The 17642-nt window shown below is 69.1% G+C and carries 17 protein-coding genes; 14 read left to right on the top strand and 3 right to left on the bottom strand.

The window, feature by feature from the left end; all coding sequences use genetic code 11:
• Position 1 precedes the first annotated feature (1 nt).
• Both ACFOMP_RS05055 and ACFOMP_RS05050 read right to left on the bottom strand, forming a co-directional pair.
• Entirely contained in the window at positions 2 to 1135 is a 1134-nt protein-coding gene (locus tag ACFOMP_RS05055; protein ID WP_379028312.1) for an FAD-binding protein, read from the bottom strand.
• Complete coding sequence (locus ACFOMP_RS05050) at positions 1132 to 2571, bottom strand: FAD-linked oxidase C-terminal domain-containing protein (protein WP_379028406.1); 1440 nt, start codon at positions 2569 to 2571, stop codon at positions 1132 to 1134. Before ACFOMP_RS05050 ends, ACFOMP_RS05055 begins: the two co-directional genes overlap by 4 nt.
• Before the next feature lie 149 nt (positions 2572 to 2720).
• Here ACFOMP_RS05050 and ACFOMP_RS05045 point away from each other — a divergent pair, with 149 nt between their 5' ends.
• The 14 genes from ACFOMP_RS05045 (at position 2721) to ACFOMP_RS04980 (ending at position 16878) form a co-directional block, all read left to right on the top strand.
• Positions 2721 to 3497, top strand: a complete 777-nt coding sequence (locus ACFOMP_RS05045; protein ID WP_379028310.1) for a FadR/GntR family transcriptional regulator — start codon at positions 2721 to 2723, stop codon at positions 3495 to 3497.
• A 59-nt stretch (positions 3498 to 3556) separates the two neighbouring features.
• On the top strand, positions 3557 to 4942 hold the full coding sequence (gene ehuR, locus ACFOMP_RS05040) for a MocR-like ectoine utilization transcription factor EhuR (RefSeq protein WP_379028308.1): 1386 nt from the start codon (positions 3557 to 3559) through the stop codon (positions 4940 to 4942).
• A gap of 96 nt (positions 4943 to 5038) precedes the next feature.
• On the top strand, positions 5039 to 5824 hold the full coding sequence (ehuA, locus tag ACFOMP_RS05035; protein WP_379028306.1) for an ectoine/hydroxyectoine ABC transporter ATP-binding protein EhuA: 786 nt from the start codon (positions 5039 to 5041) through the stop codon (positions 5822 to 5824).
• Between the two features lie 20 nt (positions 5825 to 5844).
• Entirely contained in the window at positions 5845 to 6669 is an 825-nt protein-coding gene (gene ehuB / locus ACFOMP_RS05030; protein WP_379028304.1) for an ectoine/hydroxyectoine ABC transporter substrate-binding protein EhuB, read from the top strand.
• Positions 6670 to 6727: 58 nt separating this feature from the next.
• Complete coding sequence (gene ehuC, locus ACFOMP_RS05025; RefSeq protein WP_289893981.1) at positions 6728 to 7384, top strand: ectoine/hydroxyectoine ABC transporter permease subunit EhuC; 657 nt, start codon at positions 6728 to 6730, stop codon at positions 7382 to 7384.
• 1 nt (position 7385) lies between these two features.
• A complete protein-coding gene (ehuD, locus tag ACFOMP_RS05020) occupies positions 7386 to 8045 on the top strand; it encodes an ectoine/hydroxyectoine ABC transporter permease subunit EhuD (protein WP_379028302.1) in 660 nt (219 codons plus the stop codon).
• On the top strand, positions 8042 to 8785 hold the full coding sequence (locus ACFOMP_RS05015) for an aspartate racemase/maleate isomerase family protein (protein ID WP_379028300.1): 744 nt from the start codon (positions 8042 to 8044) through the stop codon (positions 8783 to 8785). Before ehuD ends, ACFOMP_RS05015 begins: the two co-directional genes overlap by 4 nt.
• Positions 8782 to 9732: a hydroxyectoine utilization dehydratase EutB gene (gene eutB, locus ACFOMP_RS05010; protein WP_379028298.1), complete on the top strand. Its 951-nt coding sequence runs from the start codon at positions 8782 to 8784 to the stop codon at positions 9730 to 9732. Before ACFOMP_RS05015 ends, eutB begins: the two co-directional genes overlap by 4 nt.
• Positions 9729 to 10706, top strand: coding sequence for a cyclodeaminase (locus ACFOMP_RS05005; protein ID WP_289893986.1), 978 nt, complete (start codon positions 9729 to 9731; stop codon positions 10704 to 10706). The genes eutB and ACFOMP_RS05005 overlap by 4 nt, the downstream gene beginning before the upstream one ends.
• A gap of 11 nt (positions 10707 to 10717) precedes the next feature.
• Positions 10718 to 11899 carry an ectoine hydrolase DoeA gene (doeA, locus tag ACFOMP_RS05000; RefSeq protein WP_379028296.1) on the top strand — a complete coding sequence of 394 codons (1182 nt, stop codon included), beginning with the start codon at positions 10718 to 10720 and terminating at the stop codon, positions 11897 to 11899.
• Positions 11900 to 11903: 4 nt separating this feature from the next.
• Positions 11904 to 12914 carry a N(2)-acetyl-L-2,4-diaminobutanoate deacetylase DoeB gene (gene doeB, locus ACFOMP_RS04995; RefSeq protein ID WP_289893988.1) on the top strand — a complete coding sequence of 337 codons (1011 nt, stop codon included), beginning with the start codon at positions 11904 to 11906 and terminating at the stop codon, positions 12912 to 12914.
• Positions 12911 to 14362, top strand: a complete 1452-nt coding sequence (locus ACFOMP_RS04990) for an NAD-dependent succinate-semialdehyde dehydrogenase (protein ID WP_379028294.1) — start codon at positions 12911 to 12913, stop codon at positions 14360 to 14362. Before doeB ends, ACFOMP_RS04990 begins: the two co-directional genes overlap by 4 nt.
• Positions 14362 to 15732, top strand: coding sequence for an aspartate aminotransferase family protein (locus ACFOMP_RS04985; RefSeq protein WP_379028404.1), 1371 nt, complete (start codon positions 14362 to 14364; stop codon positions 15730 to 15732). Before ACFOMP_RS04990 ends, ACFOMP_RS04985 begins: the two co-directional genes overlap by 1 nt.
• A 3-nt stretch (positions 15733 to 15735) precedes the next feature.
• Positions 15736 to 16878, top strand: a complete 1143-nt coding sequence (locus ACFOMP_RS04980) for a zinc-binding dehydrogenase (RefSeq protein WP_379028292.1) — start codon at positions 15736 to 15738, stop codon at positions 16876 to 16878.
• A gap of 25 nt (positions 16879 to 16903) precedes the next feature.
• Here ACFOMP_RS04980 and ACFOMP_RS04975 read toward each other — a convergent pair whose 3' ends face one another.
• Positions 16904 to 17350, bottom strand: a complete 447-nt coding sequence (locus tag ACFOMP_RS04975) for a VOC family protein (protein WP_379028290.1) — start codon at positions 17348 to 17350, stop codon at positions 16904 to 16906.
• Positions 17351 to 17642: the final 292 nt, after the last annotated feature.

The following is a 17642-nucleotide window of genomic DNA, read 5'->3' as shown; positions in this document are numbered from 1 at the left end:
GTCACTGATCCATCAGGCCGGGATTGAGGATGCCGGCGGGGTCGAACCTGTGGCGCAACCCGGCCGAAAGCCGGGCGACCGCCGCGGCCTCGGGCGGAAAGGTCGGGCCGTCAAGCCCGCCGCGCCGCACCAGCGTGGCATGGGGCGCCACCCGCCGTACGGCCTGCGCCGTCCCCGGCCCGCAATACCAGACCAGCCCGCCGCCCCAGTCAAGCGAGACCGCGCCGCCAAGCGCCTGCAGCGCCCGCGCCGTGGCCGGTGCCTCGCCGGGCTTGACCAGCACCCGCCAAAGCGGCGCGTCGAAGCCGGCGAAATGCGCCAGGTCGCGCAGGTCGTGCCACAGGGCCACGGTGGCCTCGGCATCCAGCAGTTCGGCCTTGCGCGGCGTCAGCAGCGCCAGCAGCCGGTCGCGGCGATAATCCATCTGCGGCCCAAGCCCCTCGACGCGCAGCCAGGCCGAGCCGTCACGGAAGGCGGCGCCCGACACCTCGAACGGCGTCGCCAGCGCGGCCGAGAAGATCGCCACCGCTTCCTCGACCGTGACGCCGTGAAAGCCCAGCGTGCAGCGGTCGGGCAGATGCGGCAGGGTCTTCAGCGCCACCTCGGTCAGCACGCCCAGCGTGCCATGCGCGCCGCAAAGCAGCTTGCCGAGGTCGAGGCCGGTGACGTTCTTCATCACCCTTCCGCCATTCTTCAACACCCTGCCCTGCCCGTCGACGAAGCGCACGCCCAGCAGATGGTCGCGGCAGGCCCCGGCCAGCAACCGGCGCGGACCGCTGGCATTGGCCGCGACCGCGCCGCCGATGGTCGGCGTGCCATCGCGGCCCAGCACGCCGCGCATGTCGGCGGGCTCGAAGGCCAGCGCCTGCCCCTCGGCGGCCAGCATGGCCTGGATCTCGTCCAAGGGCGTGCCGGCGCGGGCGATCAGCGTCATCTCGCCCGGCTCATAGGTCACGACGCCCGAGATCGCGGCGGTCGACAGGATGTCGCCCGGCACAGAGCCGGTCTCGACCCGCGTGCCGCCGCCGGCGATGCGCAGGGGCTGGCAGGCGGCGAACCGCTCGGCGATCAGGACGGCAAGCTCGGCCTCGCCGGCGGGGCTGAGGCCCGCGCGGCTGGGGGTGTCGGGGATCATCGGGCGGCTGCCTCCTCGCGCCAGGGCCGGCTCGCGTCCAGCGGAAACACCTTGGCCGGATTCAGCAGCCAGCGCGGGTCGAAAACGTCCTTGACCGCCATCTGGATCGCCAGGTCGGGGTCGTCATATTGCTTGCCCATCAGGTCGCGCTTTTCGATGCCCACGCCATGCTCGCCGGTCAGGCAGCCGCCGACATCGACGCAAAGCCGCAGGATGTCGTTGCCGAAAGCCTCGGCGCGCTCCAGATCGCCGGGCTTGTTGGCGTTGAACAGGATCAGCGGATGCATGTTGCCGTCGCCGGCATGAAAGACATTCGCCACCTCCAGCCCGTGCCGGCGCGACAGTTCCCCGATCATCTTCAGCGTATAGGGCAGTTGCCCCACCGGCACCGTGCCGTCCAGGCAGATATAGTCGCCCAGCCGGCCCATGGCGCCAAAGGCCGATTTGCGGCCCTTCCAGATCGCCATCGCCTCGCCCTCGTTGCGGCTTTCGCGGAACTCGACCGGGTTCAGCGCATCGGCGATCTCGCGGATGCGGGCGATCTGGTGGTCGATCTCGGCCGGCGAGCCCTCGACCTCGACGATCAGCACCGCGGCACAATCGGGATAGCCGGCCTGGGCGAAGGTCTCGACCGCGCGCAGGCAGACATCGTCCATGTATTCGATGGCGACCGGCAGCACGCCCGAGCGGATGATCCGCGCCACGCATTCCCCCGCCACCTCGGCGCCGTCGAAGCCGATCAGCACCGGCCGCGCCCCCTCGGGCCGCGGCAGGATGCGCAGGGTCGCCTCGGTCACGATGCCGAGCTGGCCTTCCGAGCCGCAAAGCAGGCCCATCAGATCGAGGCCCATCGGCCCCATCTCGGTCCCGCCCAGTTCGACCACCTCGCCGGTGGGCAGGACCACGGTGGCGCCCATCAGGTTGTTGGTGGTGACGCCGTATTTCAGGCAATGCGCCCCGCCCGAGTTCATCGCGATATTGCCGGCGATGGTGCAGGCCAGCTGCGAGGACGGGTCGGGCGCATAGAAGAAGCCGTGCGGCTCCAGCTCGGCGCTGACCGACAGGTTGGTCACGCCGGTCTGCACCCGGATGAAGCGGTTCGCGGTGTCGATCTCCAGCACCTCGCGCAGGCGCAGGGTGGCGATGATGACCGAATCCGCCGTGGGCAGCGCGCCCCCGGCCAGCGAGGTTCCCGCGCCGCGCGGCACCACCGGCACCCGCATTTCGTGACAGACCCGCATGGCGGCGGCAACTTCTGCGGTCGTGCGCGGCAGCACCACCGCCAGCGGCGGGCAGCGATAGGCGGTCAGCGCGTCGCATTCATAGGCGCGCGTCTCCTCGGGATCCCAGATCACGGCATCCTGAGGCAGCACCGCGCGCAGGGCCGCGACGATCTGCGGCGCGCGCGCCAGGATACCCGCATCGGGCTGGGGCATGGCGATACCGGACAAGCTCTCCTCCCGCGGTCGGCAATACTGTCTTTTTGGTATAATTTTCAAACCGTGATCGTCAATCGGTATTTTTCTGGACCGGAACCGTGCCCTATGCTTACATGGCCGCCAGTCCGACAACCGCATGAGCGCCCATGACCCAGGCTTCCGTCAAATCCGAACGCGCCGCCGAGGCGGTGGCCCAGCATATCGAGGCACTGATCCTGGAAGGCTCGCTGCGCCCCGAGGAGCGGCTTCTGCCCGAGCGCGAGCTGGCCGAACGGCTGAACGTGTCGCGCTCGACGCTGCGCGACGGGCTGAAGATCCTGGAAGAGCGCGGGCTGCTGACGGGCGCCGGCGGGCGCGGCAGCCGCGTGGCACCCCTGGGCCGGGCGGCGATCACCGACCCGTTGCTGGCCATGCTGGCCCGCCATGCCGAGGCGGCGGACGACTACCTGGAATTTCGCGGCATCGTCGAAAGCGCGGCCGCGGGGCTGGCGGCAGAGCGCGCCACCGAGGTCGAGCTGGCGCGCATCCGCGACTGCCTCGGGCGCATGGACCGCGCCCATGCCCAGGCCGATCCCGGCGAGGAGGCCGAGGCGGATGCCGAGCTGCACCTGCTGATCTACGAGGCCAGTCACAACCTGACGCTCTTGCAGATCATGCAGGCGCTGGCGGGTGTGCTGCGGTCGGACGTGATGCAGAACCGCAGCCGGCTGTTCGCGGTGCCGGCCATCCGCGAGCTGCTGCGCCAGCAGCACCGCGCCATCGCCAAAGCCGTTCTCGATCGCGATGCGGAAGCTGCCCGGCGCGCGGCCGGCGAACATATCCGCTATCTGCGCCAGGCCAGCCACGAGATCCGCACCGCCGAGGCGCGGCTGGAGCTGTCGCTGCGCCGGCTGAACGGCGGCCATGCGGCGGCCCGGCGATAACCTATCGCCGCAAACCAAAACATTCTTGCCATCCGCCATAATTGTCCTAAGTTAATTTCATGACAATCTGGTCCCCCGATCCCGGCACCCTGCACCGGCCAGCCTATCTCTCGCTTGCCGAGCAATATGCCCGGGCGATCCGCGAGGGCCAGCTTCCCGCCGGCACCCGGCTGCCGCCGCAACGCCGGCTGGCCGACGATCTGGGGCTGTCGGTGCAGACCGTCTCGCGCGCCTACGAGGAGCTGATCCGCCGCGGCCTGGTGGTCGGAGAGATCGGGCGCGGCTCCTTCGTGCTGCCGCCGGGGGCCGAGAACACGCCGCCCTATCTGGCCGAACGGCTGGGCGAGCTGGTGGATCTGTCGATCCTGAAGCCCGTCACCGAGCGGATGCATGTCGAGACCTTCCGCGAAGGACTGCATTGGGTGGCCGAGAACCTGACCGCCCCGGCGGCGCTGTCCTTCCGGCCGAACTCGGTGCTGCCGCAGCACCGGCAGGTCGCGGCCGACTGGCTGCGCCGCAAGGGCATCGAGGCGGCGCCCGACAACATCACCATCACCGACGGCGCCACATCCGCCATCACCACCGCGGTGATGAGCGCGGTGCCGGCGGGCGGCACCCTGGCCGCCGCCGCGCTGACCCATCACCTGCTGATGCCGCTGTGCAAATACCTGGGCCTGCACCTGGAGGGCCTGCCGATCGACGAGGACGGCATCATCCCCGAGGCGCTGGACCATCTGGCCCGCAAGGGCAGCCTGTGCGCGCTCTACATGCAGCCGGCGGCGATCAATCCCATGGCGATCATGACCGGCACCGAGCGCCGGGCCGAGCTGGCCGCCGTCGCCCGCCGCCACGACCTGCTGATCATCGAAAACGACATGCTGAACGCGATGATCCCGGACCGCCCGCCGCCCATGGCGGTGCTGGCGCCCGAGCGGGTGCTGCATATCCATGGCTTCACCAAGACCACGCTGCCGGGGCTGCGGGTGGCCTGGCTGCTCTCGCCGCCGCGCATCGCCCCGGCCACCGCCAACCGGCACCTGGTCACCAACTGGATGGCCACCCCGGTCATGGTCGAGCTGCTGAGCCATTGGATCACCGACGGCACCGTCGACCGGCTGATCGGCTGGCAGCGCGAGGCCCTGGCCGGCCGCCACCGCATCGCGCGCGAGGTCTTGGGCGCCACGCCCTTCCGCGCCCATCCGCAAAGCCTGCATATCTGGCTGGAGCTGCCGCCCGGCCGCGACGAGGAGGAATTCGTCGCCCAGGCCCGGCAGCGCGGCGTCGCCATCGCCTCGGGTCGCGCCTTCCGGCTGAGCGAGCGCAGCCGGCGCGACGCGGTGCGAATCGCGCTCGGCTCGACCAGCGCCGACGAATTGCGCCGCGGCCTGACCCTGGTGGCCGAGACCCTGGGCAGCACGGCGGAACCGCTGCTGCCGCTGATCTGACGGGCAGGACAAAGCAAAAATTGTCATGATATTATTTTAATATTGACCTGATTTATTCGGGCTGCAAAAGTTCACCCATCAGCAAGGGGGACGCCTTTGGACCAGCCGATCATCCGCATCCAGGACCTGCGCAAATCCTTCGGGACGCTGACCGTCATCGACGGGCTGAACTTCGACGTGATGAAGGGCGAGAAGCTGGCGCTGATCGGTCCCTCGGGCTCGGGCAAGACCACCATCCTGCGCATCCTGATGACGCTGGAGGGCATCTCGGGCGGGCGCATCGAGGTTTGCGGCGAGCCGCTTTACCACATGCAAAGACACGACGCCGAGGTGGCGGCGGACGAGGCGCATCTGCACAAGATGCGCCGCCATATCGGCATGGTGTTCCAGCACTTCAACCTGTTCCCGCACAAGTCGGTCTTGCAGAACATCACGCTCGCGCCGATGCTGACCAAGGGCGAGACCCGGGCCGTGGCCGAGAAGCGGGCGCGCGGGCTTTTGGACATGGTGGGACTGGCCGACAAGGCCGATTACATGCCCAGCCAGTTGTCCGGCGGCCAGAAGCAGCGCGTCGCCATCGCCCGCGCGCTGGCGCTGCAGCCGCAGATCATGCTGTTCGACGAGGTGACCTCGGCGCTGGACCCGGAACTGGTCGAGGAGGTGCTGGAGGTGATGAAGCGCCTGGCCGCCGAAACCGACATGACCATGCTGCTGGTCACGCATGAGATGGGCTTCGCCCATGATTTCGCCGATCGCGTGCTGTTCTTCGACAAGGGCCGCATCGTCGAGCAGGGCCCGCCCGCCCAGATCTTCACCGCGCCGCAAGAGGACCGCACGAAGTCCTTCCTGCGCAAGATCATCGCCGCCGGACAGCGCGTGTGATGCCAACCCGACAGGAGAGAATGATGAAGAAATGCCTGATTGTCGCGGCGCTGCTGGCCGCGCCGCTGCCCGCCCTGGCCGACAAGCTCGACGACCTGAAGGAACAGGGCTATGTCCGCATCGCCATCGGCAACGAGCCGCCCTATACCGCCGTCGCCTCGGACGGCAAGGTCTCGGGCGCGGCGCCGGACGTGGCGCGCGCGGTGTTCGAGAAGCTGGGGATCAAGGATCTGGAGGCCTCGATCGCCGAATATGGCGCGATGATCCCCAGCCTGCAGGCCGGCCGCGTCGATGCGATCACCGCCGGCCTGTTCATGAAGCCCGAACGCTGCAACGCCGTCGCCTATTCCGAACCGATCCTGTGCGATGCCGAGGCGCTTCTGGTGCCCAAGGGCAATCCCAAGGGCTTCAAATCCTATTCCGACATCGCGAATGACGCCGCGGCCAAGCTGGGCGCGCCCGGCGGCGGCACCGAGGAAAAGCTGGCGCTGGATGCCGGCGTGCCGCGCGACCGGCTGATCGTGGTGCCCGACCCGCAATCCGGGCTGAAGATGGTGCAGGACGGCCGCATCGACGCCTATTCGCTGCCGGTGCTGTCGCTGAACGACCTGCTGGCGAAGTCGGGCGACGCCAATCTGGAGGTCTTCGCCCCGGTCGAGGGCGCCCCGGTCTATTGCGACGGCGCCGCCTTCAACAAGAACGACACCGCCCTGCGCGACGCCTTCGACGTGGAACTGGCCAAGCTGAAGGAATCCGGCGAATTCGCCAAGATCGTCGAGCCCTATGGTTTCTCGGCCGCCGCGGCGATGTCCACCACGCGCGACAAGCTCTGCGCCGCGCAGTGACCACCCGGGCGGGGCCCGGCCCCGCCCTTCCATCAGCGAAAGAGGCAGGCTTCGGCGCATGGGCGACTGGGCAGGATATCTGACACTCATCCTTCAGGGGGCATGGGTCACCGTCAAGCTGACCCTGATGGGCTCGGCCCTGGCGCTGGTGGTGGCCTTCATCGCCGGGCTGGGCCGCATCTCGCGCCGCGCCCCGGTGCGCTGGCTGGCGACCGCCTATATCGAGTTCTTCCGTGGCACCTCGATCTTCGTGCAGCTGTTCTGGATCTATTTCGTGCTGCCGATGACCGGGGCGGAGCTGACGCCGATGCAGGCCGGGGTGATGGCGCTGGGGCTGAATGTCGGCGCCTATGGGGCCGAGGTGGTGCGCGGCGCCATCCTGGCCGTGCCGCGCGACCAGCTTGAGGCTTGCGTCGCCGTCAACCTGACCCGCTTCCAGCGCATGCGCCATGTCATCCTGCCGCAGGCCCTGCCGCTGATGCTGCCCACCTTCTGCAACAATGCCATCGAGCTTTTGAAGGCCACCTCGGTCGTGTCGCTGATCTCGCTGTCGGACATGACCTTCCAGGCGCAGGTGGTGCGTTCGCAGACCGGCAGCACGCTGATGCCCTTCGTCACCATCCTGCTGCTGTATTTCGCCATGTCCTCGGCGGTTTCCTTCGGCATGCGCCGGCTGGAGCGGCGGGTGACGCGCGGCCTGGACGGGGTGCGCTGAGATGGAATGGGATTGGAATTTCGCCTGGTCGATCATGCCGACCCTGCTGGCCGGCTTTCGCATCACCCTGGTCGCCACCGCGCTTGGCGCCATCGTCGCGGCAGTGCTGGGGCTGGTCTTCGCCATCCTGCGCCGCTCGCCGAACCGGCTGGTGGCGCGCGGCACCGGCTTCGTGGTCGAGTTCATCCGCGGCACGCCGCTGCTGGTGCAGCTGTATTTCATCTTCTACGTGCTGCCCGATCTGGGGCTGCGCCTGCCGGCGCTGACCGCAGGCGTGATCGGCATGGGGCTGCATTACGCCACCTATGCCGCCGAGGTCTATCGCGGCGGCATCGAGGCGGTGCCGCGCGGGCAATGGGAGGCTGCGAAGGCCACCAACCTGACCACGCGCCAGACCTGGCTGCATGTGGTGCTGCCGCAGGCGGTGCCGCCGATGATCCCGGCCATGGCGAACTATCTGCTGGCCATGTTCAAGGAAACGCCGCTGCTGTCCGCGATCACCGTGCTGGAACTGATGAACCAGGCCAAGTCGGTGGCCAACAGCTCTTATCGCTATGTCGAGCCGATGACGCTGGTCGGGGTGATGTTCCTGGTCGTCAGCCTGATCTCGGTGGTGGCGCTGCGCTGGCTGGAACGCCGTTATGGGAGGATTTCGCGGTGACTGTCCTGTCCGTTCCCCTTGCTCTGGACGACCGGCCGCTGCCGCGCCGCGTCGGCCTGGTGACGCTGGCCACCGATCACACGACCGAGGTCGATTTCGCCGCCCTGCCGGCGCATGGCGTCGGCGTCTATGCGACCCGCATCCCCTTCGCCAACCCGGTGACGCCCGAGACGCTGGCCGCCATGGCCCGCGACGTGACGGCGGCGGCGGCGCTGATCCTGCCCGAGGAGGAACTGGACGCGGTGGTCTATAGCTGCACCTCGGCCTCGGTGGTGATCGGCGACCGGGCGGTGCGGGACGCGATCCGGCTGGGCAAGGCTTCGGCGCAGCCGATCACGCCGATCTCGGCCGGTTTCGCGGCGCTCAGGGCGCTGGGGGCGGATCGGATCACCCTCTTGACCCCCTATACGCCGCGCACGACGCAACCGATGGCGGATTGTTTCGAAACCGGCGGCTTCGCGCTGCAAGGCGTCTCCTGCCTGAACCTGACCGACGACCGCGAGATGGCGCGGCTGTCGCACGCCAGCATCGTCGAGGCCGCGCGCACCGCGCTGGCATCGGGCAGCCAGGCGCTGTTCGTCGCCTGCACCGCCCTGCGCGCCTGCGCGATTATCGACCGGATCGAGGATGCGGTGGGCGTGCCGGTGGTCTCGGCCAATTCCGCCACGCTCTGGGCGGCGGCGCGGGCCTGCGGCGTGACCGGGCCGGTGGCGCCCGGCCAGTTGATGGGGCTGGCATGAGCGTGACCCTGAACGATATCCGCGCCGCCGCCCGGCGCATCCGCGGCCATGTGGCGGAAACGCCGCTGCTGCGCGACGAGGTGCTGTCGGCGCGGCTGGGCCAGCCCATCTGGCTGAAATGCGAACACCGCCAGATCACCGGCGCCTTCAAGCTGCGCGGCGCGACCAATGCCATCCTGTCGCTGCCGCCCGAGGCGCTGGCGCGCGGCGTCGTCACCGCCTCGACCGGCAATCACGGCCGGGCGCTGGCCCATGCCGCCCGGGCGCTGGGCGTGCCCGCCACCGTCTGCCTGTCGCGGCTGGTGCCCGAGAACAAGGTGCAGGCGATCCGCGACCTTGCCGCCCAGGTCCGCATCACCGGCGCCAGCCAGGACGAGGCCATGGCCGAGGTCGCCCGCGCCGTGGCGCAGGAGGGCATGACCGAGATCCCGCCCTTCGACCATGAGGCGGTGGTGACGGGCCAGGGCACCATCGGCCTGGAAATCGGCACGCCCGAGGCGGTGCTGGTGCCGCTTTCTGGCGGCGGCCTTGCCGCCGGGGTCGCGGTGGCGATCAAGGCGCTGTCGCCGGCAACCCGCGTCATCGGCCTGACCATGGAAAACGGCGCCGCCATGGCCGCGAGCCTGGCCGCCGGCCATCCGGTGGCGGTCACCGAAAGCCCCAGCCTGGCCGACAGCCTCGGCGGCGGCATCGGCTTGCAGAACCGCGTGACCTTCGCCCTGTGCCGCGACCTGCTGGACGATGTGATCCTGCTGACCGAGGCCGAGATCGCCGCCGGCATCCGCCATCTCGGCCGCGCCGGCCATGTCGTCGAGGGCGCGGCCAGCGTCGGCAGCGCCGCGCTGCTGGCCGGCAGGTTCGTCCCGCGGGGCCCGACCGTCTGCATTCTTTCCGGCGCGAATATCGACCCCGCGCTGCACAGCCGCATCATGGCGGAGGCCGCATGAGACCGCCCGTGACCATCCTGACCGAGACCGAATTGCGCGCCCTGGTGCCGCTGGACGCCCAGGCCGTGGCCTGCATCCGCGAGGGTTTCGTGGCGCTGGCGACGAAACCCGTGGCCATGCCGCCGATCCTGCGCCTGGACATCCCCGAGCACCGGGGCGAGGTCGATGTGAAGACCGCCTATGTCCCGGGGCTTTCGCATTTCGCCATCAAGATCTCGCCCGGCTTCTTCGGCAACCCGGCGCTTGGCCTGCCCTCGACCAACGGCATGATGGTGGTGCTGTCCGCGACGACCGGGCTGGTCGAGGCGCTGCTGCTGGACAACGGCTACCTGACCGATGTGCGCACCGCCGCCGCAGGCGCAGTGGCCGCCGATGCGCTGGCCCGGCCGGATGCGACCACGGCGGCGATCCTGGGCGCCGGGATGCAGGCGCGGATGCAGCTGCAGGCGCTGGCGCTGGTGCGGCCGCTGACCGGGGCGCGGGTCTGGGCCCGCGATCCGGCCAAGGCGCAGGCTTTCGCGGCCGAGATGACCGCCGCCCTGCGCATCCCGGTGATCGCCGCCGGCACCGTGGCCGGCGCCACGCGGGCGGCCGATCTGGTGGTCACCACCACGCCTTCCGAACGGCCCATCCTGACCGCCGCCGACATCGCCCCCGGCACCCATGTCACCGCCATGGGCTCGGATGCCCAGCACAAGAACGAGATCGCGCCGGAGCTGATCGCGCGCGCCCATTACGTCGCCGACCGCCTGTCGCAGACCCGCGAACTGGGCGAGCTGCGCCATTCCCCGCTGGTCGCGCGGGATTTCCCCGAGCTTGGCCAGATCCTTGCCGGGCAGCGCCCCGGCCGCACCGATTCCGAACAGATCACCCTGGCCGACCTGACCGGCACCGGCATCCAGGACACCGCCATCGCCACCCTGGCACTGGCCCGCGCGGGCCAGGCCGGGGCCGGCCGCTCCTTCACCCTGTAAGAGAAACCGCCATGACAGATGTCGCATTGAAATTCACCCGCGAGGAATATGCCGAGCGCCTCGTCAAGACCCGCCGGGCGATGGAACAGAAGGGCGTCGATCTGCTGATCGTCACCGACCCGTCCAACATGAACTGGCTGACCGGCTATGACGGCTGGTCCTTCTATGTGCATCAATGCGTGGTGGTGCCGCCCGAGGGCGAGCCGCTCTGGTTCGGCCGCGGACAGGACGCGAACGGCGCCAGGCTGACCGCCTATCTGCGCCCCGAAAACATCGTCGGCTATCCGGACCATTACGTGCAGAACCCCGAGATGCATCCGATGGATTACCTGTCGGGCATCCTGAAGGACAAGGGCTGGGGCGCGAAGCGCATCGGCGTCGAGATGGACAATTACTGGTTCACCGCCGCCGCCTTCGCCAGCCTGACGCGGAACCTGCCGGATGCGCGCTTCAGCGATTGCACGGCGCTGGTGAACTGGCAGCGCGCGGTGAAATCGCCGCAGGAGATCGCCTATATGCGCAACGCCGCCCGCATCGTCGAGGCGATGCACGCCCGCATTCTCGACAAGGTGCAGGTCGGGATGCGCAAATGCGACCTGGTGGCCGAAATCTATGACGCCGGCACCCGCGGCGTGGACGGCATCGGCGGCGACTATCCGGCCATCGTGCCGCTGCTGCCCTCGGGCCGCGATGCCTCGGCCCCGCACCTGACCTGGGACGACAAGCCGATGAAATCGGGCGAAGGCACCTTCTTCGAGATCGCCGGCTGCTATCACCGCTATCACGTGCCGCTGTCGCGCACGGTGTTCCTGGGCCAGCCGACGCAGGCTTTCCTGGATGCGGAAAAGGCGACGCTGGAGGGGATGGAGGCCGGGCTTGCCGCCGCGAAGCCCGGCAATACCTGCGAGGACATCGCCAAGGGCTTCTTCGAGGTGCTGGCCAAATACGGCATCGTCAAGGACAACCGCACCGGCTACGGCATCGGCGTCAGCTACCCGCCGGATTGGGGCGAGCGCACCATGTCGCTGCGCCCCGGCGACCGCACCGTGCTGCAGCCCGGCATGACCTTCCATTTCATGACCGGCCTCTGGCTGGAGGACATGGGGCTGGAGATCACCGAGTCGATCCTGATCACCGAGACCGGCGTGGAATGCCTTGCCAATGTCCCGCGTCAGCTGTTCGTGAAGGATTAGCGCCATGTTGCAGATGCAGCTTGCGCCCTCGCCCATCGCGGCGACAGTGGATTTCGCGGCGCCGGGGGTGAGCCACGGCTTCCTGCGCCTGCCGCATTCGCGCGACGATGCGGCCTGGGGCTCGGTCATGACCCCGATCACCGTGGTCAACCACGGCGAGGGTCCGACGGCGCTGCTGACCGGCGCCAACCACGGCGACGAATATGAAGGGCCGATCGCGCTTTTCGACCTGGCCGCAACGGTGCGGGCCGAAGAGGTGACCGGCCGGCTGATCATCGTGCCGGCGATGAACTATCCGGCCTTCGCCGCCGGCACCCGCACCTCGCCCATCGACAGGGGCAACCTGAACCGCAGCTTTCCGGGCCGGCCCGACGGCACGGTGACGCAGAAACTCGCGGATTATTTCCAGCGCGTGCTGCTGCCGATGGCGGATGTGGTGCTGGATTTCCATTCCGGCGGCAAGACCCTGGATTTCCTGCCCTATTGCGCCGCCCATATCCTGCCCGACAAGCGGCAGGAGGCGGCGGCCTTCGATCTTGTGCGCGCCTTCGGGGCGCCCTGGTCGGTCAGGATGCTCGAGATCGACGCGGTCGGCATGTATGACACCGCGGCCGAGGAAATGGGCAAGACCTTCGTCACCACCGAACTGGGCGGCGGCGGCACCGCCAGCGCCCGCACCGCGGGGATCGCCAAGCGGGGCCTGCGCAACCTGCTGGTCGCGGCCGGGGTGCTGCGGGGCGAGGTGGCGGCGCAGCCGACGCGCTGGCTCGACATGCCCGACGCGGATTGCTTCACCTTTGCCGAGGATGGCGGGCTGATCGAGTTCCTGGCCGATCTGGGCGATGCGGTCGAACAGGGCCAGCCCGTCGCCCGCATCTTCCCGGTGACCCGCACCGGCCTGGCCCCGGTCGCGGTCCATGCCCGCCGCGGCGGCCTGATGATGGCGCGGCATTTCCCCGGCATCGTGAAACCCGGCGATTGCGTCGCCGTCATCGGCGTGGAGGTTCAGCCATGATTACCGACAAGACCCTGATGCGCGAGGATGCCTTCGTGAACGGCGCCTGGCTGGGCGGGCCGCGCTTTCCCGTCACCGACCCCGCGACCGGCGAGCCCGTGGCGCAGGTGGCGCGGCTGGACGCCGCGCAGGCCCGCGCGGCGGTGGATGCGGCGCAGGCGGCCTTTGCCGGCTGGTCGGCGCTGCTGCCGCAGGAACGCGCCGCGGTGCTGATGCGCTGGCACCGGCTGATCGTGGAATCGCGCGAGGATCTGGCGCGGATCATGACCGCCGAACAGGGCAAGCCGCTGTCGGAAGCCCGCGGCGAGATCGACTATGCCGCCAGCTTCGTCGAATTCTATGCCGAGGAAGCCAAGCGCCCGAATATCGAAAGTGTGACCTCGCACCTGTCCACCGCCGAAATGGAGCTGTGGCGCGAGCCGCTGGGCGTTGCGGCGCTGGTCACGCCCTGGAATTTTCCCTGCGCCATGATCACCCGCAAGGCGGCGGCGGCGCTGGCGGCGGGCTGCACCGTGGTCGTGCATCCCTCGGCCGAGACGCCGCTTTCCGCCACCGCGCTGGCGGAACTGGCGGATCGGGCGGGGTTCCCTGCCGGCGTCTTCAACGTGGTGACCGGCGAAGCGCCCGAGATCGTCGGCGAATGGTGCGCCGACCCGCGCGTGCGGGCGCTTTCCTTCACCGGCTCGACCCGGGTCGGCAAGCTGCTCTATCGCCAAAGCGCCGATACGGTAAAGCGGCTGGTGCTGGAACTGGGCGGGCACGCGCCCTTCATCGTCTTCGCCGATTGCGATCTCGATCTGGCGGTGGACGAGGCGATCAAGGCCAAGTTCGCCACCTCGGGCCAGGATTGCCTGGGCGCCAACCGTTTCCTGATCGAGCAGCCGGTCTATAACGAATTCTGCCGCCGCTTCACCGCCGCCGCCGCCGCGCTGACGCTGGGGCCGGGCATCGAGGATCGCGACCTGGGCCCGCTGATGAACGAAGGCGCGGTCCAGAAGCAAGAGGAGCATGTGGCCGACGCGCTGGCCAGGGGCGCGCGCCTTTTGACCGGCGGCGACCGCGACCCGCAGGGGCCGCTGTTCTATCGCCCGACCGTGCTGGCCGACGTGCCCGCCGAGGCGCTGATCTTCCGCGAGGAGACCTTCGGCCCCGTCGCCGCCATCGCCGCCTTCGACACCGAGGACGCGGCGGTGCACATCGCCAATGCCACCGAATACGGCCTTGTCGCCTATGTCCACAGCCGCGACCCGCGCCGCATCTATCGCCTGTCCCGCGCCCTGGAATTCGGCATGGTCGCGGTGAACCGCACCAAGGTCACCGGCGCGCCGATCCCCTTCGGCGGCATGAAGCAATCGGGCCTTGGCCGCGAGGGCAGCCGCCACGGGCTCGAGGCCTTCACCGAAATCAAATACGTCTGCCGCGACTGGGCAGAGACAAGGAGAGCATGATGCTGACCAATGACCAGCTGTCCAAATGGGACCGCGAAAGCCTGTTCCACCCCTCGACCAATCTGGGCCAGTTCGCGCGTGGCGAAGGTGCGCAGCGCATCGTCTCGGGCGCGGAAGGCGTCTACATCACCGACCGCGACGGCAACCGGCTGCTGGACGGCTTCGCCGGGCTTTATTGCGTGAACGTGGGCTATGGCCGGCCCGAGATCGCCGAGGCCATCGCCAAACAGGCGCGCGAACTGGCCTATTACCATGCCTATGCCGGCCATGGCTCGGAAGCCTCGATCACGCTGGCCAAGATGGTCATGGACCGGGCGCCCGGGCATATGGCGCGGGTCTATTTCGGCCTCGGCGGTTCGGATGCCAATGAGACGAACATCAAGCTGGTCTGGTATTACAACAATATCCGTGGCTTGCCGCAGAAAAAGAAGGTCATTTCGAGGTGGCGGGGCTATCACGGCTCGGGGCTGATGACCGGCTCGCTGACCGGGCTGGAGCTTTTCCACAAGAAATTCGACCTGCCGCTGGCGCAGGTGATCCATACCGAGGCGCCCTATTACTATCGCCGCCAGGACGCCGGCATGTCCGAGGAACAGTTCAGCGCCCATTGCGCCGAGGAGCTGGAAAGGCTGATCACGGCCGAGGGCGCCGACACCATCGCTGCCTTCATCGGCGAGCCGGTGCTGGGCACCGGCGGCATCGTGCCACCGCCGAAAGGCTACTGGGACGCCATCCAGAAGGTGCTGGCGCGTCACGACATCCTGCTGATCGCGGATGAGGTGGTGACGGGCTTCGGCCGGCTGGGGTCGATGTTCGGCTCGGACCATTACGGCATGACCCCGGACATCATCACCATCGCCAAGGGCCTGACCTCGGCCTATGCGCCCTTGTCGGGCAGCATCGTCGGGCAGAAGGTCTGGGACGTGCTGATGCAGGGCAGCGACGAATATGGCGTGCTGGGCCATGGCTGGACCTATTCCGCCCATCCCATCGGCGCGGCGGCGGGCATCGCCAATCTGCAACTGATCGACAAGCTGGGGCTGGTCGAGAATGCCGGCCGGGTCGGCCGCTATCTGAACGACCGCATGCGCGCCGCCCTGGGCGATCATCCGAACGTGGGCGAGATCCGCGGCGAGGGCATGCTCTGCGCCGTCGAGCTGGTGCGCGACCGCGACAGCCGCGGCTTCTTCGATGCGGCCGAGGGCATCGGCGGCAAGGCGGTCGCGGCCATGCTCAAGCGCGGCGTGATCGCGCGGGCCATGCCGCAAGGCGACATCATCGGCCTGGCCCCGCCGCTCTGCCTGACCGAGGCCGAGGCCGACGCGATCGTCGACGCCACCGCCGACGCGCTGCGCGAAACCCTGGGCTGACCCGTGGCGGCGGTTCCCGAAACCATGTGCGCCATGGTCCTGACCGGCCATGGCGGTCCCGAGCGGCTGGAATGGCGCCGGGACTGGCCGGTGCCCCGCCCCGGCCCGGGCGAGGTGCTGGTGCGCATCACCGCCTGCGCCAAGAACAACACCGACCGCAAGGTGCGCGAGGGGCTTTACTCCACCGCCGATGACGGCGCCGTCACTTCTTTCGCCATGGCCGGGAACACGCTGGCCTTTCCGCGCATCCAGGGTGCGGACGTGGTCGGCCATGTCGTCGCGGTGGGCGCGGGCGTCGCGCCGCAGCGCATCGGCGAACGGGGGCTGCTGGATTTCAACATCTATCCCGACGCCCGCGACGACCTGAACCTGGCGCCCGATTATTTCGGCCATGGCGCCGATGGCGGCTTCGCGGAATATGGCTGCTTTCCCGCCGACCAGTTCCACGCCATCGCCAACCCGGCGCTGAGCGATGCCGAGCTGGCGACGCTGGGCATGTGTTCCTGGCAGACGGGTTACCGGATGCTGACCGCGGCCGGGGTAAAGGCGGGCGAGCATGTGCTGGTCACCGGCGCCTCGGGCGGGGTCGGCACCGCGCTTTTGCAGCTCTGCCGGGTGATCGGCGCGGTTCCCCATGCCATCGCCAGCGCCGGCAAGGCCGAGGCGCTGCGCGCGCTCGGCGCCGAGACGGTGATCGACCGCGGCGGCGTCGCCGACTGGCCGCAAGCCATCGAGCGCGCGACCGGCGGCGCCCGCATCGACGCGGTGATGGATCTGGTCGGCGGCGGGATGACCGTGCCGCTGATCCAGGCCATGTGCCGCGACATGCGCGGCCGCAGCACCCTGCCCCGCCTGTCCATCGCCGGCGCCAGCGCCGGCAATGTGACCGCCCTGCCCTGGACGCTGATCTATCTGAACCAGGTGCAGATCTTCGGCGTCTCGCACGGCACCCGCGTCGAGGCCCGGCAACTGATCGGCTGGATCCGCGACGACCGGCTGAGGCCGGTGCTGGCCGGGATCATGCCGCTGTCCCGCCTGCGCGAGGCCGAACGCCTGTTCGTCGAGCGCGGCCGCGATTTCATCGGCAAGCTGATCATCGTGCCGGACCGGGTGATCGCCGAACAGGCGCTGCGGGCGATGGCCTGAAACCACCCGCCCGGCAATCGGCGCCCTAGCCCTGCGCGGGCTGCCAGCCGGCGGCGGGGATGGTGTTGATCATCCAGGGCACCCCGAACCTGTCCACCAGCGAGCCGAAGCCGGGCGACCAGAAGGTCTCGCTGAAGGGCATGACCGGCTTGCCGCCTTCGGCCAGCCGTTCGAACCAGCGCCGGCCCTGCTCGGCATCCTCGGTATGCAGGGTGACGTCGAAGCCGTTCTTCGGCTTGTCGACATTGGGTGCCCAGGCCACGTCCATATCGGCGCCCATCAACGCCTGGTCGCCGACCTCGAGCCAGCAATGCATCAGCCAGGTCTTGTATTTCTCGTCGGTGATCGGCATGCCGGGCGGCGCATCGCCATAGGGCATGGCGGCGGTGATCTTGCCGCCCAGCACCTCGGCGTAGAATTCGAACGCCTCGCGGCACTGGCCTTGAAAGCTCAGGCTGGTCACGATCTTCATCATCCCCTCCCTTTTCGTCGGGTTCCGGCCGCAGGCCCGGATCGGGCCGGCCGAGGATGGTCGCGGGTCGGCAGGAAGCCTGCGGGCAGTCATGCCGGTGCCGGTCGACTCATCGTCATGAGCGCCGATGTCACCGTATCCGGCCCCCGCCTGTCAAGCCTGCCGGCGCAGACAGGATGCGCGGCGCCCGCCTTGCCTTCCCGAACAGGGGGCGTCGTGGTGGTGATCGCCTGGTCATTGCTGCCGGGGCTTTCCCCGATCCGGGGCGTCGCCGATCCGCTGGTTCCGGGGC

The organism is Paracoccus simplex, from assembly GCF_042648325.1.
GTDB lineage: Bacteria > Pseudomonadota > Alphaproteobacteria > Rhodobacterales > Rhodobacteraceae > Paracoccus > Paracoccus simplex.
The sequence above is the reverse complement of the archived record's forward strand: the minus strand, read 5'-3'. Positions and strand labels throughout refer to the sequence as shown.

Bases quoted from the DNA above. Each gene is read 5' to 3' on its own strand.
- eutB (WP_379028298.1), top strand. From the start codon at position 8,782: ATGAGCGTGACCCTGAACGATATCCGCGCCGCCGCCCGGCGCATCCGC.
- ehuB (WP_379028304.1), top strand. From the start codon at position 5,845: ATGATGAAGAAATGCCTGATTGTCGCGGCGCTGCTGGCCGCGCCGCTG.
- ACFOMP_RS04975 (WP_379028290.1), bottom strand. From the start codon at position 17,350: ATGAAGATCGTGACCAGCCTGAGCTTTCAAGGCCAGTGCCGCGAGGCG.
- ACFOMP_RS04990 (WP_379028294.1), top strand. From the start codon at position 12,911: ATGATTACCGACAAGACCCTGATGCGCGAGGATGCCTTCGTGAACGGC.
- ehuR (WP_379028308.1), top strand. From the start codon at position 3,557: ATGACAATCTGGTCCCCCGATCCCGGCACCCTGCACCGGCCAGCCTAT.
- ACFOMP_RS05005 (WP_289893986.1), top strand. From the start codon at position 9,729: ATGAGACCGCCCGTGACCATCCTGACCGAGACCGAATTGCGCGCCCTG.
- doeB (WP_289893988.1), top strand. From the start codon at position 11,904: ATGTTGCAGATGCAGCTTGCGCCCTCGCCCATCGCGGCGACAGTGGAT.
- ACFOMP_RS04985 (WP_379028404.1), top strand. From the start codon at position 14,362: ATGCTGACCAATGACCAGCTGTCCAAATGGGACCGCGAAAGCCTGTTC.
- ehuC (WP_289893981.1), top strand. From the start codon at position 6,728: ATGGGCGACTGGGCAGGATATCTGACACTCATCCTTCAGGGGGCATGG.
- ACFOMP_RS05050 (WP_379028406.1), bottom strand. From the start codon at position 2,571: ATGCCCCAGCCCGATGCGGGTATCCTGGCGCGCGCGCCGCAGATCGTC.
- ACFOMP_RS05045 (WP_379028310.1), top strand. From the start codon at position 2,721: ATGACCCAGGCTTCCGTCAAATCCGAACGCGCCGCCGAGGCGGTGGCC.
- ehuD (WP_379028302.1), top strand. From the start codon at position 7,386: ATGGAATGGGATTGGAATTTCGCCTGGTCGATCATGCCGACCCTGCTG.
- ACFOMP_RS05055 (WP_379028312.1), bottom strand. From the start codon at position 1,135: ATGATCCCCGACACCCCCAGCCGCGCGGGCCTCAGCCCCGCCGGCGAG.
- doeA (WP_379028296.1), top strand. From the start codon at position 10,718: ATGACAGATGTCGCATTGAAATTCACCCGCGAGGAATATGCCGAGCGC.